General features: G+C 68.0%; 18 protein-coding genes and 2 other RNA genes. 16 read left to right on the top strand and 4 right to left on the bottom strand.

What is annotated here, in order from left to right; all coding sequences use genetic code 11:
• The first annotated feature begins 25 nt into the window (after positions 1–25).
• The 5 genes from GGQ62_RS01455 (at position 26) to GGQ62_RS01435 (ending at position 4,683) form a co-directional block, all read left to right on the top strand.
• A complete protein-coding gene (locus GGQ62_RS01455; RefSeq protein WP_152576817.1) occupies positions 26–1,030 on the top strand; it encodes a L,D-transpeptidase in 1,005 nt (334 codons plus the stop codon).
• Positions 1,031–1,067: 37 nt separating this feature from the next.
• An RNA gene (gene ffs / locus GGQ62_RS01450) (signal recognition particle sRNA small type) lies at positions 1,068–1,162 on the top strand.
• A 271-nt stretch (positions 1,163–1,433) separates the two neighbouring features.
• Complete coding sequence (locus GGQ62_RS01445; RefSeq protein WP_152576818.1) at positions 1,434–3,173, top strand: DNA polymerase III subunit gamma/tau; 1,740 nt, start codon at positions 1,434–1,436, stop codon at positions 3,171–3,173.
• Positions 3,157–3,483: a YbaB/EbfC family nucleoid-associated protein gene (locus tag GGQ62_RS01440; RefSeq protein ID WP_152576819.1), complete on the top strand. Its 327-nt coding sequence runs from the start codon at positions 3,157–3,159 to the stop codon at positions 3,481–3,483. Before GGQ62_RS01445 ends, GGQ62_RS01440 begins: the two co-directional genes overlap by 17 nt.
• Positions 3,484–3,573: 90 nt before the next feature.
• Positions 3,574–4,683 carry a zinc-binding dehydrogenase gene (locus GGQ62_RS01435; RefSeq protein ID WP_152576820.1) on the top strand — a complete coding sequence of 370 codons (1,110 nt, stop codon included), beginning with the start codon at positions 3,574–3,576 and terminating at the stop codon, positions 4,681–4,683.
• 76 nt (positions 4,684–4,759) lie between these two features.
• Here GGQ62_RS01435 and GGQ62_RS01430 read toward each other — a convergent pair whose 3' ends face one another.
• The gene (locus GGQ62_RS01430; RefSeq protein WP_152576821.1) at positions 4,760–5,845 is read right to left on the bottom strand and encodes a hypothetical protein; all 1,086 of its coding nucleotides are present in this window, start codon (positions 5,843–5,845) and stop codon (positions 4,760–4,762) included.
• A gap of 165 nt (positions 5,846–6,010) precedes the next feature.
• On the opposite strand from GGQ62_RS01430, the gene GGQ62_RS01425 reads away from it, so the two are divergent.
• Genes GGQ62_RS01425 through GGQ62_RS01405 form a run of 5 tightly spaced genes read left to right on the top strand, consistent with a single transcriptional unit; the run spans position 6,011 to position 11,671 of the window.
• Entirely contained in the window at positions 6,011–7,414 is a 1,404-nt protein-coding gene (locus tag GGQ62_RS01425) for a basic amino acid/polyamine antiporter (protein ID WP_152576822.1), read from the top strand.
• Positions 7,415–7,426: 12 nt separating this feature from the next.
• The gene (locus GGQ62_RS01420) at positions 7,427–8,677 is read left to right on the top strand and encodes an arginine deiminase (protein ID WP_152576823.1); all 1,251 of its coding nucleotides are present in this window, start codon (positions 7,427–7,429) and stop codon (positions 8,675–8,677) included.
• Between the two features lie 29 nt (positions 8,678–8,706).
• Positions 8,707–9,723 carry an aminopeptidase gene (locus GGQ62_RS01415; RefSeq protein WP_243446054.1) on the top strand — a complete coding sequence of 339 codons (1,017 nt, stop codon included), beginning with the start codon at positions 8,707–8,709 and terminating at the stop codon, positions 9,721–9,723.
• The gene (locus GGQ62_RS01410) at positions 9,723–11,159 is read left to right on the top strand and encodes a Na+/H+ antiporter NhaC family protein (protein ID WP_152576825.1); all 1,437 of its coding nucleotides are present in this window, start codon (positions 9,723–9,725) and stop codon (positions 11,157–11,159) included. Before GGQ62_RS01415 ends, GGQ62_RS01410 begins: the two co-directional genes overlap by 1 nt.
• A complete protein-coding gene (locus GGQ62_RS01405; protein WP_152576826.1) occupies positions 11,156–11,671 on the top strand; it encodes a hypothetical protein in 516 nt (171 codons plus the stop codon). Before GGQ62_RS01410 ends, GGQ62_RS01405 begins: the two co-directional genes overlap by 4 nt.
• On the opposite strand, the gene GGQ62_RS01400 is transcribed toward GGQ62_RS01405, so the two are convergent.
• Both GGQ62_RS01400 and GGQ62_RS01395 read right to left on the bottom strand, forming a co-directional pair.
• The gene (locus tag GGQ62_RS01400; RefSeq protein ID WP_152576827.1) at positions 11,658–12,914 is read right to left on the bottom strand and encodes a metal-dependent hydrolase family protein; all 1,257 of its coding nucleotides are present in this window, start codon (positions 12,912–12,914) and stop codon (positions 11,658–11,660) included. The two genes, GGQ62_RS01405 and GGQ62_RS01400, sit on opposite strands and share 14 nt — an antisense overlap.
• Before the next feature lie 7 nt (positions 12,915–12,921).
• Complete coding sequence (locus tag GGQ62_RS01395; RefSeq protein WP_152576828.1) at positions 12,922–13,308, bottom strand: hypothetical protein; 387 nt, start codon at positions 13,306–13,308, stop codon at positions 12,922–12,924.
• A 67-nt stretch (positions 13,309–13,375) separates the two neighbouring features.
• Between GGQ62_RS01395 and mce the strand changes: the two genes are divergently transcribed.
• The 4 genes from mce (at position 13,376) to GGQ62_RS01375 (ending at position 15,632) form a co-directional block, all read left to right on the top strand.
• Positions 13,376–13,837: a methylmalonyl-CoA epimerase gene (gene mce, locus GGQ62_RS01390; protein ID WP_152576829.1), complete on the top strand. Its 462-nt coding sequence runs from the start codon at positions 13,376–13,378 to the stop codon at positions 13,835–13,837.
• Between the two features lie 81 nt (positions 13,838–13,918).
• A complete protein-coding gene (locus tag GGQ62_RS01385; RefSeq protein ID WP_152576830.1) occupies positions 13,919–14,458 on the top strand; it encodes an HdeD family acid-resistance protein in 540 nt (179 codons plus the stop codon).
• Positions 14,459–14,483: 25 nt separating this feature from the next.
• Positions 14,484–14,890, top strand: an RNA gene (gene rnpB / locus GGQ62_RS01380) — RNase P RNA component class A.
• Between the two features lie 268 nt (positions 14,891–15,158).
• On the top strand, positions 15,159–15,632 hold the full coding sequence (locus GGQ62_RS01375) for a BLUF domain-containing protein (protein WP_152576831.1): 474 nt from the start codon (positions 15,159–15,161) through the stop codon (positions 15,630–15,632).
• 221 nt (positions 15,633–15,853) lie between these two features.
• On the opposite strand, the gene recG is transcribed toward GGQ62_RS01375, so the two are convergent.
• Positions 15,854–17,917 carry an ATP-dependent DNA helicase RecG gene (gene recG / locus GGQ62_RS01370; RefSeq protein ID WP_152576832.1) on the bottom strand — a complete coding sequence of 688 codons (2,064 nt, stop codon included), beginning with the start codon at positions 17,915–17,917 and terminating at the stop codon, positions 15,854–15,856.
• Between the two features lie 103 nt (positions 17,918–18,020).
• Here recG and GGQ62_RS01365 point away from each other — a divergent pair, with 103 nt between their 5' ends.
• Positions 18,021–18,311: an FAD assembly factor SdhE gene (locus tag GGQ62_RS01365; RefSeq protein ID WP_152576833.1), complete on the top strand. Its 291-nt coding sequence runs from the start codon at positions 18,021–18,023 to the stop codon at positions 18,309–18,311.
• 24 nt (positions 18,312–18,335) lie between these two features.
• Positions 18,336–21,923 (top strand): transcription-repair coupling factor, encoded by a 3,588-nt coding sequence (gene mfd, locus GGQ62_RS01360; RefSeq protein WP_152576834.1) that lies wholly within the window; start codon positions 18,336–18,338, stop codon positions 21,921–21,923.
• Positions 21,924–21,945: the final 22 nt, after the last annotated feature.

Genomic DNA, 21,945 nt, shown 5'->3' with positions numbered 1-21,945 from the left:
AACGCCACAACCGGGACGCCCCGCCATGCGACACCTGCTCATCGCCGCTCTCCTCGCCGCCGCGGCGATCGCGCCGGTGCTGGCGCTGGCCCCCGGCGCGACCAGTTCGGCGGCGTTCGACACGCCCGTGTCGCAGTTGAAGCCCGGCCAGTGGATCTGGGACGCCAGCATTGCGCCGGCAGGCCCGATCATGGTGGTCATCGACCTGAAGTCGCAGCTTGCCTTCGTCTATCGCAACGGGGTTCGCATCGGCGTCACCACCGTTTCGTCCGGCAAGCCCGGCAAGACCACCCCGACCGGCATTTTCCAGATCCTGCAAAAGAGCAAGGACCACAAGTCCAACCTCTACAACAGCGCCCCCATGCCCTATATGCAGCGGCTGACCTGGGACGGCATCGCACTGCACGCCGGCAACCTGCCCGGCTATCCGGCCAGCCATGGCTGTGTCCGCATGCCGCTCGAATTTTCCAAGCTGCTGTTCGATGTCAGCACCATGGGCATGACCGTCGTCGTTACCGACGACAAGGGGCCGATCGCCCAGCCGGAAACGGTCGTCGACAATGCCCTGATCGCGCCGGTGAACTACAAGGGCCAGCCCGCCGACCCGCGCACCAACCCGCTGACCGGGGACGAGATTTCGCGCTGGACGCCGGATGCATCGCCGACCGGCCCGGTGACGATCGTGGTGTCGACGAACAGCGAACGCATCATCGTCTATCGCAACGGCATCGAGATCGGCCGCAGCCGTATCGTCGTCCCCAAGGGCTTCGACATGGGCACCCGCGCCGCGCAATGGGCCGGGCGCGACGCCAATGGCAATTCGAAATGGGTTTATCTCGGCATGCCCGGCTATCAGACGCGCCAGGGCCAGAATGTCGACCAGAACGCCATCAACATGGTGAAGATCCCGCCGCAATTCTACGCCAATCTGCGCAACGTCGTCGGCGAAGGCACCACCCTGCTCGCCACCGACGGCGGCGTCATCTCGGGCAGCACCGGCAAGGGACTGACGGTGCTGACCAGCGACTGACGCTTGCCCTCGCAGGAACAATCCCCCATATGCGCCGCGGGAGTCGGGCGGGCAGTGCCTTCGCCAACCCGGTCAGGTCCGGAAGGAAGCAGCCGCAACGATTTCGCACTGGGTCGTTCCCGGCTCCCACCGCGCAGCGCCGCGAGCGCGCGTGCCGCGCGCCGACAGGCGCAAGCGCGGCCAGCGCGGCGGCTGGCCCTTCGCCAGCCGATCGCGTCTGACGTCCGCATGGGCTTCGCCCATGCCCCCTGCTTCCTTCGCCCCCACCCGGCCCCTCTCCCGGCTCGGCTGCGCCGAGTCCGACCTCCCCCCGGCGGGGGGAGGTATGCTGCCATCGCATGGTCGTGAAATCGGGCGAAGCTATTCGCTCGCACCCGTCCCGCCAACCGGCTAAACCCCCGTCATGGCCGACGACACAGACCTCGCCTTCCCCGGCATGGAGCCGCCCGCCGCGGCACCGGAAGCACCCGCCTATCGCGTCCTGGCGCGCAAATACCGGCCGGCCAGTTTCGACACGCTGCTCGGCCAGGACGCGATGGTCAAAACCCTCGCCAATGCCATCGCCCGCGATCGGCTGGCGCAGGCCTGGCTGCTGACCGGCGTGCGCGGGGTCGGCAAGACGTCGACCGCGCGTATCATCGCCAAGGCACTCAACTGCATCGGCCCCGATGGCCAGGGCGGCCCGACGATCGCGCCGTGCGGCGTCTGCGAACCCTGTGTCGCGATCGCCGCCGGCCGCCACATCGACGTCATCGAGATGGACGCCGCGTCGAACACCGGCATCGACGACATCCGCGAGATCATCGAGGCGGTGCGCTATGCCACCGTTTCGGCACGGTTCAAGATCTACATCATCGACGAAGTTCACATGCTGTCGAAGCCGGCCTTCAATGGCCTTTTGAAAACATTGGAAGAACCGCCACCGCATGTGAAGTTCATCTTCGCCACCACCGAAGTCCAGAAGATCCCGGTCACCGTGCTGTCGCGGTGCCAGCGCTTCGACCTGCGCCGTGTTCCCGCCGACACGCTGGTCGCGCATTTCGCCGCCATCGTCACGGCCGAGGGCGCGACGGCGGAGCCCGAGGCGCTGGCGCTGATCGCCCGCGCTGCCGAAGGCTCGGTTCGCGACGGTCTGTCGGTGCTCGACCAGGCCATCGCCCATTCGGGCGGCGAAGTGACCGCCGATGCGGTGCGCGACATGCTCGGGCTTGCCGACCGCGGCGCGGTGCGGCGGCTGTTCGGGCTGGCGCTCGCGGGCGACGCGCCCGGCACGCTGGCGGCCATTGCCGCGCAATATGACCTGGGGCTCGACCCCGAAATGCTGCTGCGCGAACTGCTCGATCTGGTGCATGCGGTCACGCGCGCCCGGCTGGCGCCGGCCGATGACCCGGCGCTGAGTGTCGAGGAAAAGGCGATGATCGCCGATTGGGCGGAGCGGCTGTCCTTTCCGGCACTCCACCGGCTGTGGCAGCTGCTGCTGAAGGGGCTGGCGGAGGTGCAGTCGGCGCCGGTGCCGCTGCAGGCTGCCGAGATGGCGCTGCTGCGGCTGATCCATGCCAGCGACCTTCCCGACCCCGCCAATCTGGTCCGGCGGCTGACCGAATCCGGCGCGGGCGCCCTGCCCTTGCCGGCCCCCGCTCCCGCCCCGTCGGCACCCGCCCCCACCCTGTCGGCACCGACGTCGGCCGCGGCGCCCGCCCCGGCCCCCACTCCCGTCGCCACCTTGCCGCTGCCGCCCGCTGCCCCGGCAGCGCCGGGCCTGCCGCAGGACTATCCGTCGCTGGTCGCGCTGTTCCGCCAGCACAACGAGGCGCGGCTGCACCATATGCTGACCGACGAGCTGCGCCTTGTCCGGTTCGCGCCGGGCGCAATGACGCTGGCCAGTCCGCCGCACGCCGCTCGCGACCAGCTGGCGCTGATCGGCAAGCGCCTCGCCGAATGGACCGGCACCACCTGGACGGTCGATTTCGTCGCGTCGGGCGGTGCCGCAACACTGCGCGAGGCCGAACAGGCTGCCGCCGCGGCCCGTATCGACAATGCCCGCGCCGACCCGACCGTCGCGGCCCTGTTCACCGCTTTCCCCGACGCCGAAATCATCGGCTTCGACCCTGACGAAAGGACCCAGCATGCCCAGTCTCGATGAACTGATGAAGGCCGCCCAAAGCGTCCAGGAGCAAATGGCCAAGGCCCAGGCCCAGCTCGACGTGATCGAGGTCGAAGGCGCCAGCGGTGGCGGCCTGATCCGGGTTCGCGCCACCGCGCGCGGCCGCATCATCGGCGTCGTCATCGACCCGTCGCTGCTGACCGCCGATTCCAAGGAAATGCTCGAGGATCTCGTCGTTGCCGCCTTCAACGACGCCAAGGCCAAGGCCGACCAGGCCGGCAGTGCCGAAATGAACAAGCTGACCGCCGGCATGCCGCTGCCGCCGGGTTTCAAGCTGCCCGACATGTGACGGCGGCCGCTGCGGCCAAGCAACGGACCAGCACGCCGGGTCAGGGTGTACCCGGCGGCGGAAAAACAGACACCCGGGGAAGGTTCCACCATGCTGCAACTGCGCTCGCTCGTCACCGCCGACGGCACGCTCGAACTCTCGCTTGCCGAGGTCGAGACCCCTGCTCCCGGCGCCGGCGAAATCCTCGTCCGCATCGATGCGACACCGATCAACCCGAGCGACATCGGGCTGTTGTTCGGCGCCGCCGACATGACCGCGGCCACGGTCGCCGGCACGCCCGATCGCCCGGTCGTCACGGCGCCGATCCCGCCCGCGCTCATGCGGGCGATGGCCGCGCGGGTCGGCGAATCGATGCCCGTCGGCAATGAGGCCGGGGGAGTCGTTGTCGCCGCCGGCGAAGGCGCCGAGCATCTTGTCGGCAAGACCGTCGGCATCATCGGCGGCGCCATGTACGCCCAGTTCCGTACCGTCCGCGCCCGCGATGCCATCGTCGCGCCCGATGGCGTCGACGCCGAAGCCGCTGCATCGTGCTTCGTCAACCCGCTGACGGCGCTGGGCATGACCGAGACCATGCGCCGCGAGGGCCACAAGGCGCTCGTCCACACCGCCGCTGCCTCCAACCTCGGCCAGATGCTCAACCGCATCTGCATCAAGGACGGCATTGCGCTCATCAACATCGTCCGCAGCGCGGCGCAGGCGGCAACGCTGCGCGACCTTGGCGCCGCCCATGTCGTCGATTCGAGCCAGCCCGGCTTCATGGACGCGCTCGTCGCCGCGCTGGTCGAAACCGGCGCGACGATCGCCTTCGATGCGATCGGCGGCGGCAAGCTGGCGGGGCAGATCCTCACCGCCATGGAAATCGCCGTCAACAAGACCGCCAGGGAATATAGCCGCTACGGATCGGCGGTTCACAAACAGGTCTATATCTATGGCGGGCTCGACACCGGCCCCACCGAACTCAACCGCGGTTTCGGCATGGCGTGGGGCATCGGCGGCTGGCTGCTGTTCCCGTTCCTGCAGAAGATCGGCGCCGCCGACGCGCAGGCGCTGCGCGACCGTGTCGCCGCCGAACTAACGACGACCTTCGCCAGCCACTACACGGCCCGCATCACCCTCGCCGAAGCACTCGGCCTGCCCGCCATCACCGGCTACAACCGGCGTGCCACGGGGGAGAAATATCTGATCACGCCGAACGCCTGAGCAACCCCGGCGCAGGCGCGACTTATCGCGCCAAATTCTAGCCTGTGGCGGCGCCGGGCCGCGCGACAGCCACGGCCTAGAAATCCCGCCGCAGGTTGAGGGTGAACTCGGTCGCGCTGTAGTTCACTCCGACGATGTTGCTGCGATCACGGACGTAAAGAATGCCGGGGTTGAGCTCCCAACCCGGCGCGAAGTTCCAGGTCATGCCGCCACCGACTTCGTACAGATTGTCGTTGCGCATGGCCTGGCCCGTGACCGCATCGCTGCTGTCGGACAGGAAACGCTCGACGGCGTAGCGATCATTCTGCCACCAGCCGAAGACATAGGCACCGATCCGTTCCGAAACGGTCACGTTCACCGAGGGCGAGAGGCCGATGAAGCCCGATGCTCCGTCCGGCATCGCACTGTCGGGGAACACGCGCCCGCCGTGCGCCGCCAGCCCCACGCTGGCGCGGCCGCCGGCCAGCGCATGGGTCCAGCTTGCCGTCGCCTCGACAATATCGCGCGTTCGGTAGCGCAGCGGACCATAGGGATAGGCGCGGCGGCGCAGCTCGGCGCCGATCTCGAACTGGTCGCCCTTGCCCTCGCGAAACCGGAAGGTCGTGAACACCCCGGCATCGCTGCGCGTGACGCCGTCGCCGCGCGCGCTCAACCAGCCGCGCGCGCCAAAGGCCCAGCCGGTGCGCCCGATGGGCCGCGATCCGCCCAGGCTCCAGCGCAGGTCGGAATCGTCGCGCCGGTCGGCATGGTCGTAGCGGCGGTAGCGATAATCGACCGACGCGTTGATCGTCAGGGCGCTGCTCGACACCAGATTGACCCGGCCGCCGGCGCGCAGCCCGGCGAACAGGTCGCGCGCCTCGCCGCGCCCGGCGATGCTGTTGTTCTCGCGATAATGCCCGACGCCGGCGATGCCATAGCCGCTGGGCAGCACGGTGCGGCCGGCAAGATATTCGGTGGCGACGGCCGCATAGCTGTCGGCCTGGCCATGTACGTCGGGCGGCAGGTCTTCGAGCCACAGGATCGTTTCGAAGGCCTGCACAGCGCTGGCATATTCGCCGGCCTGCCAATAGCGCAGCGCCGCCTGCAACGGCGCCGTCAACACGGCGGCGCCCGCCGGCGCGGCTGCGAAGACCAGCGCCATCGCCGCGCAAACACGCATCATCGCCGCGACAGTTTGGTAGTCCGCATCCGCATCTTTCCAACTGGCAAAAGATTATCGACCGGTATAGCCTTAAGCAAGTGTTCGAAAAGAGCCGTTTGCGGCCAGTAACGAGCCAAGGCATCAGGGGGGGAACGCGTGGCGCAACAAGGCACGCCGGATCAGAAGATGTCGGTCCTCCAGCTGACGGCGATGGTCGTCGGCGGCATGGTCGGCGCCGGCATCTTCTCGCTGCCGCGCACCTTTGCCCAGGCGACGGGGCCGCTGGGCGCCGTCATCGCCTGGATCATCGCCGGCACCGGCATGTACATGCTGGCGCGGGTCTTCCAGGCGCTCGCCGAACGCAAGCCCGATATCGACGCCGGCGTCTTCGCCTATGCGCGCGAGGGCTTCGGCAATTATCCGGGCTTCATCTCGGCATTCGGCTACTGGATCGGCAGCTGCATCGGCAATGTTTCCTATTGGGTGCTGATCAAGTCGACTTTGGGCGCCTTTTTCCCGATGTTCGGGGATGGCAACACCGCCATCGCCATCGCCTTCGCCTCCGTCGGCATCTGGAGCTTCCACTTTCTCATCCTGCGCGGCGTCCAGCAGGCGGCGTTCATCAACTCGGTCGTCACCGTCGCCAAGATCATCCCCATCCTGACCTTTCTCGTCCTCGTCTTCGTTGCCTTCCAGGCCGACCTGTTCCGCTTCAACTTCTATGGCGGCGACCTGACCACCGGGCTGTTCGAGCAGGTCAAGGCGACCATGCTGGTAACCGTGTTCGTGTTCATCGGAATCGAAGGCGCCAGCGTCTATTCGCGCTTTGCCAAGGAACGCGAGGATGTGGGAACCGCGACCATCCGCGGCTTCATCATCGTCACGGCGCTGATGGTGCTGGTCACGCTGCTGCCCTTCGCCGTGCTGCAACGGGCCGACATCGCCGGGCTGCGCCAGCCATCGATGGCCGGCGTGCTCGAATCCGTTGTCGGCCCCTGGGGCGCGATCTTCGTCTCGATCGGGCTGATCGTCTCGGTTCTTGGCGCCTATCTCGCCTGGGCGCTGATCTGTGCGGAGGTGATGTTCGCCGCCGGCAAGTCGAAGGACATGCCGCGCATGTTCGCCCGGGTGAACAAGAACAACGTCCCCGTCACCGCCCTGTGGGTGACGAGCGCCATCATCCAGACCATCGTCATCACCACCTATTGGTCACGCGATGCCTTTGCGCTGATGCTCAACCTGACCAGCGCGACGACGCTCATCCCCTATCTGTTCGTCGCCGCCTATGGCCTGATCATCGCGCGGCGCGGCGAAACCTATGACGTGCGGCCGGAGGAGCGCCGCCGCGACCTGCTGCTGTCCAGCGCCGCTGTCGCCTACACCTTGTTCATGATCTACGCCGGCGGGCTGAAATTCATCGTCCTGTCGGCGGTGCTGTTTGCCCCCGGCACCATTCTCTACGTCATGGCCCGCCGCGAACAGGACAAGCCCGTGTTCGACAAGCCATCGGACTGGGTGATCTTCGCCGCCATCTGCCTTGCCGCCATCTACGCCGTCTATGGCCTGACCACCGGCGCCATCGCCATCTGAAGGGAACGCAACATGTCGAGTGAAGTGAAGTTCGGCGTCCATTCCGAAGTCGGCCAGCTCCGCAAGGTCATGGTCTGCGCCCCCGGCCGCGCCCACCAGCGGCTCACCCCGAGCAATTGCGACGATCTGCTGTTCGACGACGTGCTGTGGGTCGAAAATGCCAAGCGCGACCATTTCGATTTCGTCAGCAAGATGCGCGATCGCAACATCGAAGTCGTGGAAATGCACAACCTTCTCGCCGAAACGCTGGCAGTGCCCGAAGGCAAGACGTGGATCCTCGACAACCAGGTCATCCCCGACCAGATCGGGCTGGGCTTCGTCGACGAACTTCGCAGCTATCTCGACGGGCTGGCGCCGCGCGTGCTTGCCGAAACCCTCATCGGCGGCCTGTCGACCGAGGAATTTCCCGAAGATCTGGGCGGCAGCGCCTTCACCGTCGTCCGTGAAGCCGCCGGCACGATCGAATATCTGCTGCCGCCACTGCCCAACACGCTCTACACCCGCGACACCACCTGCTGGATCTATGGCGGCGTCACCCTCAACCCGCTTTATTGGCCGGCGCGGCACGAGGAGACCATCCTCACCACCGCCATCTACAAATTCCATCCGGATTTTGCCGGCAAGGTCAATGTCTGGTGGGGCGACCCGACCCACGACCATGGCCTGGCGACGCTGGAAGGCGGCGACGTCATGCCGATCGGCAACAAGACGGTGCTGATCGGCATGTCCGAACGCACCTCGCGCCAGGCGATCAGCCAGCTTGCGGCGACGCTGTTCAAGCAGGGCGCCGCCGAGCGCGTCATCGTCGCCGCCATGCCCAAGATCCGCGCCGCGATGCACCTCGATACGGTGTTCACCTTTGCCGACCGGGATTGCGTGCTGCTGGCCCCCGATTTCATGAACCTGACGCGGACCTATTCCTACCGCCCCAGCGATCACCCCAGCGGCGTCGAACTCCATGCCGAAAACAAGCCCTTCGTCGATGTCGTCGCCGAAGCACTGGGCTTCAAGCAGCTGCGCGTCGTCGAAACCGGCGGCACCGGCTACCAGCGCGAGCGCACCCAATGGGACAGCGGCGCCAACCTCGTCTGCGCGGCGCCCGGCGTCGTCTATGCCTATGACCGCAACACCTATACCAACACGCTGCTGCGCAAGCAGGGGGTCGAGGTCATCACGATCGTCGGCGCCGAGCTGGGCCGCGGCCGCGGCGGCGGCCATTGCATGACCTGCCCGATCATCCGCGACGCCGTCGATTTCGGCTGAGCGGGTCGCCGGGGCCGCCTGTGAAACGCATGGTCCTCGCGTTGCTGGTGGCAGCCGCACCGCTGCACGCGGCGCCGGGCGACACCGCGGCGCGGGAGGCGCGGCATCTCGCTGCCCGCTTCCCCGGCCGCATGGCGGGCACGCCGCAGGAAGACGCAGCGGCACGCCATCTCGCGGACCGGCTGACCGCCATGGGCTACCGCCCGCGGCGCGAACGCTTTGCGACCAGCTACAGCTTCCAGCCGGCAAAGCCCGCGGCGCCCGTGACGACCAGCCTCGTCTCCACCAATATCATTGCCGAACGTCCCGGCACCTCGGGCAAGGCGATCATCGTCGGCGCCCATTATGACTCGCGCACGCCGCTCGGCGTGGCCGAAATCGACCGGCGCGTCGGCGGGCCCGATCTGGAGGGGCTTGACGACAACGCCTCGGGGGTCGGCGTCATCCTCGAACTCGCCGAACGGCTGGCCAGGGCCAAACCCACCCACAGCATCCGCTTCATCCTGTTCGGGGCCGAGGAGATCGGGCTGAAGGGCGCGCACGAGATCGTGCGCCGGATGACGCCCGCCGAACAGCGCGCCACGCTGCTGATGATCAACATTGACAGCATCGTCACCGGCGACCGGCTTTATGTCCACGCCGGCCCGAAGATGGCGCTGAAAAGCCCCGCCGGGCCCGCGGCGCGCGACCGGGCGCTCGCCATTGCCGCCCGCCTCGGCATCACCGCCGCGACCAATCCGGGCCGCAACCCCGAATATCCCCGCGGCACCGGCTGCTGTTCCGACCAGGAAGCGTTCGATGCCGGGGGCATTTCCGCCATCAACATGGAGGCCACCAACTGGGACCTGGGCGACAAGGACGGCTATCAACAGACCGCCAGGCGCCCCGCGTTTCCGATGGGCTTTTCCTGGCACCTCGCCGACATCGACAGGGGCGACCATCTCGAACCCGCGCTCACCCCCGGCCGGGTGGACGACCGCGCGCGTGACGCCGTGCGCATCCTGAACCAACTGCTTACCGAAATTGCCGTCACCCCGGCACCGTGATGGCCCGCCCCGTCACCCCGCAGCCGCTGACGATGGTGGAGGCCGCAATTCCCGTCGTCGCGCTCATCGTTCTGGTGGCGCTCGCCTATTTCCTTTTCGGCGACGCCGGCGCGCTCGGCCCCAACCAGGTCGCGCTGACCGTCGCCACCATGATCGCGGTGTTCATCGGCTGGCGGCGCGGCCATTCGCTCGACAGCCTCGGCAAGGCGGCGTCGGACAGTGTGGCCACCGGCATCGGCGCGATCTTCATCCTGTTCGCGGTCGGCGCGCTCATCGGCACCTGGGCGCTGTCGGGCACGCTCGTCGCGATGGTCTATTACGGCCTGAAACTGCTCAGCCCCAATTATTTCTACGTCACCGCCTGTGCCATCACCGCCCTTGTCGCCTTCAGCATCGGCAGCAGCTGGACCGTCGTCGGCACCATCGGCGTCGGCTTCATGGGCATCGCCGTCAGCATGGGGCTGAACCCCGCCGTCGCCGCCGGCGCGATCATTTCGGGCGCCTATTTCGGCGACAAATCCTCGCCGTTGTCGGACAGCGCCAACCTGTCGGCCGCCGCCGCGGGCGTGCCGCTCTATACCCATATCCGCGAAACCTTCATCACCTCGGTGCTGGCGCTGGCGGTCGCCATGCTGGTCTATTTCACCCTCGGCCAGCCCGGCGATTTCGATTCGAGCGACAAGATGGACGCGATCGCCGCGTCGTTCCGCGTCACCCCATGGCTGTTCCTGCCGCTGCTCGTCGTCATCATACTGGCGCTGTACAAATTCCCGCCGTTCACCACGATCTTTCTCGGCGCCATCGCCGGCGGCATCATGGCCATGGTGATCGCCCCCGAACGCGTCATCGCCTTTGCCGGCGCCAATGGCCTGCCGACCGGGCTGGCGCTGGTCAAGGGCGTCTGGCGGGCGCTGGCGAGCGGCTATACCTCGACCTCGGGGTTCCAGCCGATGGACGATCTGGCGTCGCGCGGCGGCATGGAATCGATGCTCAACACCATCTGGCTGATCGTCACCGCGCTGGGCTTCGGCGGCGTCGTCGAAAAGGCCGGCGTGCTCGACCGGCTGATCACCCCGGTCATCGCGCGGGCCAAGTCGGACGGCGCGCTCGTCGCTTCGCTGGTCGCGTCGATCTTTGCCACCAATGTCATCACCGCCGACCAGTATATCGCCATCGTCCTGCCCGGCCGGATGTTCAAAAAGGCCTTTGCCGACCGCGGCCTTGCCCCTGTGGTCCTGTCGCGCGCCGTCGGCGACACCGCCACGCCGACGTCGGCGCTGATCCCCTGGAACAGCTGCGGCGCCTATATGGCGGCCACGCTCGGCGTCGCGACCTGGAGCTATGCGCCCTTTGCCATCTTCAGCATCGTATCGCCGCTGATCACCGTCGCCGTCGCCTATCTGGGCTTTCGCATGTTCCGGGCGCCCGCCACATGACCGACCGCAGCCGCCTTGCCATCCACATCGACACCGAAACGCAGCTGTTCAATTCGATGGACCCGGCGCCGTTTCGCCGGCGCGAACTCGATTCCGCCGTGGTCGACTATATCATCGCCTTTGCCGAAAAGGCGCCGTCCGGCGTCCCGCTTACCCTCGCCATCCACATCGACGCGGCGGCGCCGGGGATCGATGTCGCCGCCAATGTTGCCGACGCGGTGTGCGAGAATTTTCGCCGCATGGCCGCTGCCAAACGGCGCCAGCTGCGCCGCCTGTTCCACGATGGCCGCATCAGCCTGGTGATCGGCATTGCCTTCGTGGCGCTGTCCGTCGCCATCGGCGAGGCGCTGGCAGGCTATGCCCAGGTCATTTCCGAAAGCTTCGTCATCGGATCGTGGGTGGCGCTGTGGCACCCGATCAACATCTTCCTGTTCGACTGGTGGCCCTTGCGCCGCGAAGCCCGGCTTTACGACCGGCTGAGCGAGACGACCGTGCAGATCATCGGCCCCTGACGTCCGCTGTCACCTCGGCGCCGCCCTTCATCACCATCACCACGCGCGCGACGGCGCCGATGTCGCGCACCGGATCGCCCTCCACCGCCACCAGATCGGCGAGCAGCCCCGGCGCCACACGGCCGCGATCCGCCAGCCCGAACGCCGCCGCATTGCCCGCCGTCGCCGCGCGCAGGACCGCCGCCGGAGCCATCCCCGCCGCCACGAGCAACCGCAGCTCGCGCGCGTTCTCGCCATGGGCGAACACCCCGACGTCGCCGCCGACACAGATGTTGACCCCCGCGGCACGCGCCAGCGCGAAGGCGGCGCGCTCGTCCGCTACGCCCGGCGGCGCCGGCTCAGCGCCGTTCCAGCCGCGATAGCGCGCGATCGCGTCGCCGGCGGCGAGCGTCGGGCACAGCGTCACGCCCCGCGCCTTCATCAACCGGAACACCGCGGCCGTGCCGCCGCTGCCATGTTCGATCGCATCGACGCCGGCCATCACGGCGCGGGTCATGCCCTCGGGCGTGCTGGCATGGGCAGTGACCTGGCGGCCGGCGCTGTGCGCCGCCTCCACCGCCGCCGCCATTTCGGCCTGGGAAAAGGTCGGCCGGCTCGGCTCGCCCGGACCCCAGCGATAATCGGCGTACAGCTTCACCACATCGGCACCGTTGCCGATCTGCCGCCGCACCGCCGTGACCAGCGCCGGGCCGTCCACCGCCTCGGCGCCCAGCGGCACCTCGACGCCGGGTTCGAACCCGCGCGGCCCATAGGCGCCCGTCGCCACCAGCGCGCGCGTCGCCACGATCATCCGCGGGCCCGGCACGATCCCCTGGTCGATGGCGCGTTTCAGCCCGACATCGGCATAGCCCGCGCCTTCGGTGCCAAGGTCACGCACGGTGGTAAATCCGGCACGCAGCGTCGCTGCCGCGGCTGCCACCGCCCGCACCGTGCGCAGCGCCACCGGTTCGTGAAGCACCTGGTCGTCCCACGGCGTCTCGTTATACGGGTGGAGGAACAGATGGCCGTGCCCCTCGATCAATCCCGGCATCAGCGTCGCGCCCGGCAGGTCGATCACCCGCGCCCCGGCCGGCGCCGCGCCGGCGGGCCCGGCGCTGACGATCGTCGTGCCATCGACGACCACCTGCCAGCCGGCATGCATCGCGTCGCCATCGAAGACCTGTGCCGGCCGCAGCACGATGGGCTGCGCAGCCGCCGGCATCGCCAGCAGCAGCGCCGCCAGCATGGCAATTCGCATCGTCATTCCCCCCTCAGACGGGTGGCGGTACCAACCCGATCGACTTCAACACCACCGCCTGTACCAGCATCACCACCAGCCAATAGACACAATCCACCGCCACCGCCCCGGCATCGATCCTGCGGCCGCGCAGGGTCACCACCACCGTGGGCACGACAAAGCCGATCCAGATCACGACAGCGCTGCCGATCGCCATCGTCCAGCCGCCGGCCTTGTCCGGCGCCAGGATGAGCGCGCCGGCCAGGATCGCGGCGAACCACGCCTGCGCCAGCGCCACCGTCACCACCAGGCCGATCCCGGCCTGCGGCAGCCGCGACAGCCGGTGATAGACCAGCCCGACCAGAAGCCCGGCAAGCGTCGCTGCCAGGATTGGCACGGCATTGAGCAGGATGTAGATCATGGTCGCCCTTGGGTTTAAAGCTGCACAACGCCTATCGATACCAGTCGGACCCCTTGAGGAAAGCCCAATGATCCCTGACGCCACGACCCCGGACGAATTGCCGCCGCTGCTGCTCGGCCGCCTCAACCATGTCGGCATTGCCTGCCCGGACCTTGACGCCACGATCGCCATGTACGCCCGGCTGTTCGGGGCCACGGTCTCGACCCCGCCGTTCGACCTGCTCGAACAGGGCGTCCGCGTCGCCTTCCTCGATGTCGCCAACAGCCAGCTGGAGCTGATCGAACCGCTCGGCGAGACCTCCCCCATCCATGGCTTCCTGCGCAAGAACCCCGCCGGCGGCCAGCACCATGTCTGTTTCGAAGTCGCCGACATCATCGCCGCGCGCGACGCCATGCGCGCCCGCGGCGCCGTCGTGCTCGGCACCGGTGAACCGCGCATCGGCGCCCATGGCGTGCCGATCATCTTCGTCCACCCCAAGGACACCGGCGGCGTGCTGGTCGAACTGATGGCCACCCCGGAGCACCACTGACCACAGGAGACAGCCGATGATCGCCACCGACCTTCGCCCTTCTCAGCGCCGGGCGCCACGCTCGGCAGCCTTGGCGCCGCCATGGCCGCCAACTGGGGCTGGGTGGCGCTGCGCGGCGTCCTCGGCATCGTCATCGGCGTGCTGGCGCTGGCCTTCCCGATGGCGACCGTCGGCGCGCTGGTGCTGCTGTTCGCCATCTATTCGATCATGGATGGCGTGGCCGCGATCATCGCCGCCGTCCGGGCCTTCCGGCGCGACCGCAGCTGGGGATGGCTGGCGTTCCAGGGCGTCATCAGCCTCGGTGCCGCCGCCGTGGCGCTGCTGATGCCGCTGATCGCGGTCAAGGTGTTCATCTTCGTCATGGCGTTCTGGGCGATCCTGGGCGGCATCGCGCTGGCGATCGCCGCCTTCAACCTGCCGCTCGACCATGGCCGCTGGTGGCTGGCAATCGGCGGCGTGCTTTCCATCCTGTGGGGGGTATTGCTGCTGATGCAGCCGGTCATCGGCGCGCTGGTGCTGGCGCTGTGGTTCGGCGTCTACACGCTGGTGTTCGGCATCCTGTTCGCCGTCCTCGGCTTCACCCTGCGCGGCCGCCACAAACAACGCTTGGCGGCGGCCTAGCATCGCTGCTAGGCACCGCTGGCGGTCAGAGGATCGGGCGATCGCCGCCGCGCCAGAAGCGATTTTGGGGCGGGGGAGGAAAGTCCGGGCTCCACGGAACACGGTGCCGGGTAACACCCGGCGGGGGCGACCCCAGGGACAGTGCCACAGAAAACAAACCGCCGATGGCCCCGGACTTGATCCGGGGGACAGGCAAGGGTGAAACGGTGCGGTAAAAGCGCACCGCGCGACGGGCAACCGGAGCGGCAGGGCAAACCCCATCGGGAGCAAGACCAAATAGGCGCACGAGTGGAGCTTGCCTCCACGGGACGGGAACCGGTCCTTCCGCTGCGCGGGTTGGTTGCTTGAGGCTGTCGGCAACGGCAGTCCTAGAGGAATGATCGTCGCTGTTCTCGGACAGTACAGAACCCGGCTTACAGATCCTCTGATCGCATCGCAGCGCCGCGAGCGCGTAGCGAAGCGCTACGCGCCGACAGGCGCAAGATCGGCCGGCGGGGCGGTCCGGTTCCCGGACCGAACCCGTCCGACGCCAGCATGGGCTTTGCCCATGCGCTTGCCAACCACGGGCTTTGCCCATGCGCTTGCCAACCGCTGCCAGCCACCCCGATGCTTGCTTACCCCAATGGGAAAGATGCGCTACCATGGCAGCGACCTGACGGGTGGCACGGCCTGCCCGGCATAGACAAGGCGAGCCCCCCGCATGTTCGACGAAATCGGTTTCCCACGCGGCCCAGACCTGGACGACGGCGCGCCCATTCTTGAATCTTTCGTCTATTGCAGTCGTGCCGCCGAAGGCGTCGACGATGTCGCGGTCGATCGTATCATCGAATGGTCGCAACGCAGCAATGTCGAACGCGACATCACCGGCGTGCTGGTGTTCGGCAGCGGCGTATTTTTCCAGTGGATCGAGGGGCCGCCCGCCGAGGTGAAGACCCTGATCGCCAGCCTTCATGGTGATCCGCGCCATTACGACATCGTTCCCCTGGACCGGAGCGTGGAACAGCGCGAGCGCCTGTATCCGAACTGGGAAATGGAGCGGGTCGGCGCCGACGACATCCGCGAAGTGCTGCAGGACGCGCTCGAAAGCGCCGAGGACGAAAACAACATCGCGGCCCTGAAGCGAATTCTGAAGCACCTCGATCGGGGCCCGCTGGATACGCTTGTTCGGCGCTGATTCGGTCAGCAACGCGGCGCAGGCTCCTCACAGCGTCGTGCCGAAGGTGTCGACCCGAAACCATCGAACCGCGCCCCTTCACCTCTCCCCGCCGGGGAGAGGTCGAGAGACGGCGCAGCCGGCCCGGGAGAGGGGTGCGTCGGCGTCGAGAGCCGCCCCTCTCCCGGCTAGGGCAAGTCCGAGTCCGACCTCCCCCCGGCGGGGGGAGGTGGTATGAGCGGTCAGCCTGACCGCAGCATCCCCACCCCCGCATCCCGCTCGAACAGATACAGCAACACCCGCGCCGCCTGCCCCCGCGCCCCCGCCAGGCCCCCATCCCGGTCCAGCAGCAACCGCGCATCATCCCGCGCCACCGCGACGAACTTCGCCGTCCGCTCCGGATCGGCCACCCGGAACGCCGCCTCCCCCGATTGGCGGACCCCCAGGATTTCGCCCGCGCCGCGCAGCCGCAGATCTTCCTCGGCGATGCGGAAGCCGTCGTTGGTCTCGCGCATCAGCTTCAACCGCGCCTTCGCCGTCTCGCTGAGGTCGCCGCCGCGCAGCAGCAGGCACACCGATCGGCCGCTACCGCGCCCGACCCGGCCGCGCAGCTGGTGCAGCTGCGCCAGGCCGAAACGCTCCGCCGCCTCGATGATCATCAGCGTCGCATTGGGCACATCGACACCCACTTCGATGACTGTCGTCGCCACCAGCAGCCCCAGCTGCCCGGCGGAGAAGGCCGCCATCACCGCGTCCTTTTCCGCCGGCTTCATCCGGCCATGGACCAGGCCAACCGTGTCGCCGAACCGCGCCTTCAGCATCGTCGCGCGCAGCTCCGCCGCCGCCTCGTCGCCGCTCTCCGACCCTTCGACCAGCGGACACACCCAATAGGCCTGGCCACCGCCCGCCAGATGCCGCCCCAGCCCCTCGACGACCTCGTCCATACGTTCCACCGCCATCACCCGGGTCTCGATGGGCTGGCGCCCCGGCGGCAGCTCGTCGATCTGCGAGGCGTCCATTTCGCCATATTGGGTCAGCTGCAGGCTGCGCGGAATCGGTGTCGCCGTCATCGCCAGCAGATGCGGCGGCGCCTTGGCCTTGCCGGTCAGCAACAGCCGCTGGGCGACACCAAAGCGATGCTGTTCATCGACCACCACCAGCCCCAGGTCGTGATAGTCGACCGCCTCCTGGAAGATCGCATGAGTGCCGATCAGGATGTCGATCCGCCCCATTGCCAGGTCATCGAGCAAATCGAGGCGGACCTTTCCCTTGTCCCGCCCGGTGAGGATCGCCACCCGCACCGGCAGCCCCGCCAGCATCTTGGAGATCGAGGCGAAATGCTGCCGCGCCAGGATCTCGGTCGGCGCCAGCAGTGCCGCCTGCGCCCCCGCCTCCACCGCCGCCAGCATGGCGATCAGCGCCACCAGCGTCTTGCCCGATCCGACATCGCCCTGCAGCAGCCGCAGCATCGGCGACGATTGCGCCATGTCGCCGGTGATTTCCCCCAGCACCCGCCGCTGCGCCCCGGTCAGCGCCCAGGGCAGCCCCGCCACCAGCGGCCGCGTCAGCCGGCCGTCACCCGCCAGCGCCCGCCCCCGGCGCTCACGCGTGTCGCGCCGCACCAGCAGCAGCGCCAGCTGGTTGGCGAGCAGCTCGTCATAGGCCAGCCGGTCCTTGGCGCGGCCTTCGTCGCGCAGGTCGTGCGCCGTCGCCAGCGCCGCCCGCCACGCCGGCCAGCCATGGCGTTCCAGCACGCTCGGTTCGATCCATTCGGGCAAGTCGGGCGCCCGCTCCAGCGCCATGCCGACGATCTGCCCCATACGCTTGTTGGTGACGCCTTCGGTCAGCGGATAGACCGGCTCGCGCAGCATTGGGCCCATGGCCTCGCCGGGCAATGCCACGTCGGGGTGGCTGATCTGCAGCGACTGCCCATAGCGGTCGAGCCGCCCCGAGATGCGCCGCGTCTCCTGTACCGGCAGCTTCGCCCGCGCCCAGGCACCCGATTGGCCGAAAAACACCAGGTCGACCCACTGCCCGCCGCTGTCGACCGCCCGCACGCGCAACGGGCTGCGCGGGCCGCCACTATCGTGGCGCACCACGGTCAGGTTGACGACGATCGGCCGCCCGACCAGCGACTCGTCGATCTGTTCGACCTGCACGCGCTCGATCGCCATCACCGGCATGTGGAAAACCAGGTCGATGACGCGCAGCAGCTTCAGCCGCGCCAATTGCCGCACCAGTGCCGCGCCCACGCCCTTCAGGGTGGCGGTTTCGCTGAACAGCGGGTTGAGGATGGCAGGCCGCATCGTTAGGACACTCATACGCGCCGCGCGCCCGCTTTCAACCGGGCCTGCGGCTTTGCCGCGTTCCTGTTGGAAAAGGACCGGCTGTTCGGCATTGGAGCCCCGCATGGACGCCGCCAACGACCCCGTATCGCCGGACCACCGGCTGCGCCGCCTGCGTTTCCGCGCCTGGCACCGCGGCACCCGCGAAGCCGATCTGATGATCGGTGGCTTTGCCGATCGCTATGCCGCCGGCTTTACCGAAGCCGAGCTGTGCTGGTTCGAAGCGCTGCTCGACGAACAGGATGTCGATGTCATGGGCTGGGCCTTCGGCACGATCGAGGCGCCGGAAGCGTTCCATGGCCCGATGCTCGATGCGCTCAGAAAGCTCGATTATGTCGCCGTCGCGATGCGCTGACCCCCGGCGGGGGACCAGCCGCCGATGATCGACCTGCGCCGCTTCGTTGCCGCCACAACGCCGCTCACCCTTGCCCGCTGCGCCCCGGGCTTCCTGCCTTGGCTGATGGCCGACACGGCGCGGGCGGCTGCCGGCCGCGCCGTCTTCATCGCCGCCGACGACGCATCCGCGCGCGCACTCGCCGAAGCCGCCAGCTTCTTCGCGCCCGAGGTCGAGGTCATCACCCTGCCGGCCTGGGACTGCCTGCCCTATGACCGCGCCTCCCCCGGCCTGCGTGTCGCCGCCGAGCGGCTGGCGGCGCTGTCGGCGCTCGAAGCCAGGCCGAAGGGCGCGCAGCTGGTGGTCACCACCATCAACGCCGTCACCCAGCGCACCCTGCCGCCGGCGCGCATCGCCGCGCTGACGGCGCGCATCACCGCCGGCACGCGCATCGACCGCGATGCGCTGGCGGCAAAGCTGGCGGCGAATGGCTTCGTCCGCACCGATACCGTCGTCGAAGCCGGCGAATATGCCGTCCGCGGCTCTCTGCTCGACCTGATGCCGGCCGGCTCCGAGCACGCCCTGCGCCTCGACTTCTTCGGCGACGAGGTCGAAACGCTGCGCAAGTTCGACCCTGCAACGCAGCGCACGCTCGGCAATGCCGATGGCTTTACCCTGCTGCCGGTCAGCGAAGTCCTGCTCGACGAGGAGCGCATCCGCAACTTCCGCAGCCAGTATCTCGAACGCTTCGGCACGACCGCCACCGGCGATCCGCTGTACGAAGCTGTCAGCGATGGCCGCCGGCTGGCCGGCATGGAACATTGGCTGCCATTGTTCGAGCCCGAACTCGCCACCGTCTTCGATTATCTCGGCGCCGATGCCGTCATCGTCCGCGAAGCCGGCAGCGACAAGGCCGCCGAGGATCGTTTCGCCGCGATCGCCGATTATCACGACAACCGCACCGCAGCACTCAGCGGCAAGAAGGGCAGTTATCGCCCGCTGCCGCCGCACGCGCTCTACCTCGCGCCCGCCGAATGGTCGGCGCTGCTCAAGGCGCGCACCGTCCATGTCGCCAGCCCCTATGGCGTCCCCGACGGCACGCTCAACACCATCGATTGCGACGCCGACCCGGCGCGCGACTTTGCCCCCGAACGCATCGCCCAGGGCACCGGCGGTGCGCCGGTTTATGCCGCGATCAAGACGCATATCGACGACCGGCGACAGGCCGGTGACCGCATCATCCTCGCCAGCTATTCGAACGGCGCCCGCGAGCGCCTGCGCGGGCTGCTGGCGGACGAAGGCATCGCCAACCTTGCCACCGCCGACAGCTGGCAGGAATCGCTCGGCCTGACCGCCAAGGGCCAGGTCGCTTTGACCGTCGTCCCGCTCGAACATGGCTTTACCCGCACCGAGCCCAAGTCGCACCTGCTGGTGCTGACCGAACAGGACATGCTCGGCGACCGACTGGTCCGCAAGAAGCGCAGCGCCCGCAAGGCCGATGCCTTCATGGCGGAGCTTGCCATGCTGACGCCGGGCGACCTGCTCGTCCATCGCGAACATGGCATCGGCCGCTATGAAGGGCTGGTCGCGATCGAGATCGCCCGGCGTCCGCACGACTGCGTCGCACTCACCTATGATGGCGGCAGCAAACTCTATGTGCCCGTCGAAAACATCGACGTCCTTTCGCGCTATGGCAGCGAATCCGAAGGCATAGCGCTCGACAAGCTCGGCGGCGTCGCCTGGGCGGCGCGCCGCGGGCGCATGAAGGACCGCATCCGCGAGATTGCGGGCGAACTGCTCAAGACCGCAGCCGAACGCCATCTGCGCGAGGCCGAGCCCGCCATTGTCGACCCGCATGGCTATGCCGCCTTCGCCGACCGCTTTCCCTATGTCGAAACCGACGACCAGTTGCGCGCCATCGACGATGTCCTCGGCGACCTGGCGTCCGGGCGGCCGATGGACCGCCTCGTCTGCGGCGATGTCGGCTTCGGCAAGACCGAAGTCGCGCTGCGCGCCGCCTATGCCGCAGCGCTGGCCGGCATGCAGGTGGCTGTCGTCTGCCCGACGACACTGCTGGCGCGCCAGCATTTCGCCGGCTTTTCGGAGCGATTTGCCGGGCTGCCGGTCGAGGTCCGGCAGTTGTCGCGCCTCGTCACCGCCGCCGATGCCAAGGCCACCCGTGACGGCCTGACCGACGGCACCATCGACATCGTCGTCGGCACTCACGCCATCCTGGCGAAATCGGTTGAGTTCAAACGCCTCGGCCTCGTCATCGTCGACGAGGAGCAGCGGTTCGGCGTCACCCACAAGGAGCGACTGAAGGCGCTGAAGGCCGATGTCCATGTGCTGACACTGACCGCCACGCCGATCCCGCGCACGCTGCAGATGGCGCTGACGGGGCTGCGCGAAATGTCGATCATCGCGACGCCGCCGGTCGACCGGCTCGCGGTGCGGACCTATGTCATGCCCTTCGACGAGGTGGTGCTGCGCGAGGCGCTGCTGCGCGAACATTATCGCGGCGGGCAGAGCTTCTTCGTCGTGCCGCGCATCGCCGACCTTGCCGACATCGAGCAGTTCATCCGCGAGCAGATCCCCGAGATCAAGCCCGTCACCGCCCATGGCCAGATGGCACCGACCGAAGTCGAGGAGCGGATGAGCGCCTTTTACGACAAGCGTTACGACGTGCTGCTGTCGACGACGATCATCGAATCCGGGCTCGACATTCCCAGCGCCAACACGCTGATCGTCCACCGTGCTGACCGCTTCGGCCTCGCCCAGCTATACCAGATCCGCGGCCGCGTCGGCCGCGCCAAAACCCGCGCCTATGCCTATCTGACCACACCAGCCGACCAGTCGATCACCGAAGGCGCCGAAAAGCGCCTACAAGTGCTGTCGGCGCTCGATACGCTCGGCGCTGGCTTCCAACTCGCCAGCCATGACCTCGACCAGCGCGGCGCCGGCAATTTGCTCGGTGACGAACAATCGGGGCATATCAAGGAGATCGGCTTCGAACTTTACCAGTCGATGCTGGAGGAGGCGATCCTCGAAGCCCAGGCGACGGCGCGCGGCGTCAAGCCACCCGCCGATGCCTTCTCGCCGCAGATCACCGCCGAAGTGCCGATCCTCATTCCCGAGGATTATGTCCCCGACCTCAACGTCCGCATGGCGCTGTACCGGCGCCTCAACGAGATGCAGGGCCGCCAGGATATAGACGGCTTCGCCGCGGAAATGATCGACCGCTTCGGGCCGTTGCCGGTGGAGGCGTCGAACCTGCTTGCCATCATCGAGATCAAGCTCGCCTGCCTCGCCGCCGGCGTCGCCAAGCTCGAAGCCGGGCCGAAGGGCGGCCTCATCACCTTCCAGTCCGACAGTTTCGCCAACCCCGACGGCCTGCTGGCATGGCTGGAACGGCTCGGCCCCCGCGCCAAGATGCGCCCCGACAACAAGCTTTTCATCGCCGCCGACTGGATCGGCGACGGTGCCCGGCTGAAGGGCGCGTTGCAGCTGGCGACGACGCTCGCCAAACTGGCATCGGGGGCGGCGCTCAAGCCCGCGGCCCCCAAAAAGATCGCCGCACCCAAACCTCTGCCACCACGCCCGAATGTCTTTAAAGCCAAGGTGAAGGGCCGCTGACCTTGACCGAAGCTCAGGTCGG

The sequence above is a fragment of the Polymorphobacter fuscus genome (assembly GCF_011927825.1).
Classification (GTDB): Bacteria; Pseudomonadota; Alphaproteobacteria; order Sphingomonadales; family Sphingomonadaceae; genus Sandarakinorhabdus; species Sandarakinorhabdus fusca.
This window is presented reverse-complemented; position numbering and strand designations above follow the sequence as displayed.

Coding starts and splice junctions, on each gene's coding strand:
- GGQ62_RS01455 (WP_152576817.1), top strand. CDS start 26: ATGCGACACCTGCTCATCGCCGCTCTCCTCGCCGCCGCGGCGATCGCG.
- GGQ62_RS01445 (WP_152576818.1), top strand. CDS start 1,434: ATGGCCGACGACACAGACCTCGCCTTCCCCGGCATGGAGCCGCCCGCC.
- GGQ62_RS01440 (WP_152576819.1), top strand. CDS start 3,157: ATGCCCAGTCTCGATGAACTGATGAAGGCCGCCCAAAGCGTCCAGGAG.
- GGQ62_RS01435 (WP_152576820.1), top strand. CDS start 3,574: ATGCTGCAACTGCGCTCGCTCGTCACCGCCGACGGCACGCTCGAACTC.
- GGQ62_RS01430 (WP_152576821.1), bottom strand. CDS start 5,845: ATGATGCGTGTTTGCGCGGCGATGGCGCTGGTCTTCGCAGCCGCGCCG.
- GGQ62_RS01425 (WP_152576822.1), top strand. CDS start 6,011: ATGTCGGTCCTCCAGCTGACGGCGATGGTCGTCGGCGGCATGGTCGGC.
- GGQ62_RS01420 (WP_152576823.1), top strand. CDS start 7,427: ATGTCGAGTGAAGTGAAGTTCGGCGTCCATTCCGAAGTCGGCCAGCTC.
- GGQ62_RS01415 (WP_243446054.1), top strand. CDS start 8,707: ATGGTCCTCGCGTTGCTGGTGGCAGCCGCACCGCTGCACGCGGCGCCG.
- GGQ62_RS01410 (WP_152576825.1), top strand. CDS start 9,723: ATGGCCCGCCCCGTCACCCCGCAGCCGCTGACGATGGTGGAGGCCGCA.
- GGQ62_RS01405 (WP_152576826.1), top strand. CDS start 11,156: ATGACCGACCGCAGCCGCCTTGCCATCCACATCGACACCGAAACGCAG.
- GGQ62_RS01400 (WP_152576827.1), bottom strand. CDS start 12,914: ATGACGATGCGAATTGCCATGCTGGCGGCGCTGCTGCTGGCGATGCCG.
- GGQ62_RS01395 (WP_152576828.1), bottom strand. CDS start 13,308: ATGATCTACATCCTGCTCAATGCCGTGCCAATCCTGGCAGCGACGCTT.
- mce (WP_152576829.1), top strand. CDS start 13,376: ATGATCCCTGACGCCACGACCCCGGACGAATTGCCGCCGCTGCTGCTC.
- GGQ62_RS01385 (WP_152576830.1), top strand. CDS start 13,919: ATGGCCGCCAACTGGGGCTGGGTGGCGCTGCGCGGCGTCCTCGGCATC.
- GGQ62_RS01375 (WP_152576831.1), top strand. CDS start 15,159: ATGTTCGACGAAATCGGTTTCCCACGCGGCCCAGACCTGGACGACGGC.
- recG (WP_152576832.1), bottom strand. CDS start 17,917: ATGCGGCCTGCCATCCTCAACCCGCTGTTCAGCGAAACCGCCACCCTG.
- GGQ62_RS01365 (WP_152576833.1), top strand. CDS start 18,021: ATGGACGCCGCCAACGACCCCGTATCGCCGGACCACCGGCTGCGCCGC.
- mfd (WP_152576834.1), top strand. CDS start 18,336: ATGATCGACCTGCGCCGCTTCGTTGCCGCCACAACGCCGCTCACCCTT.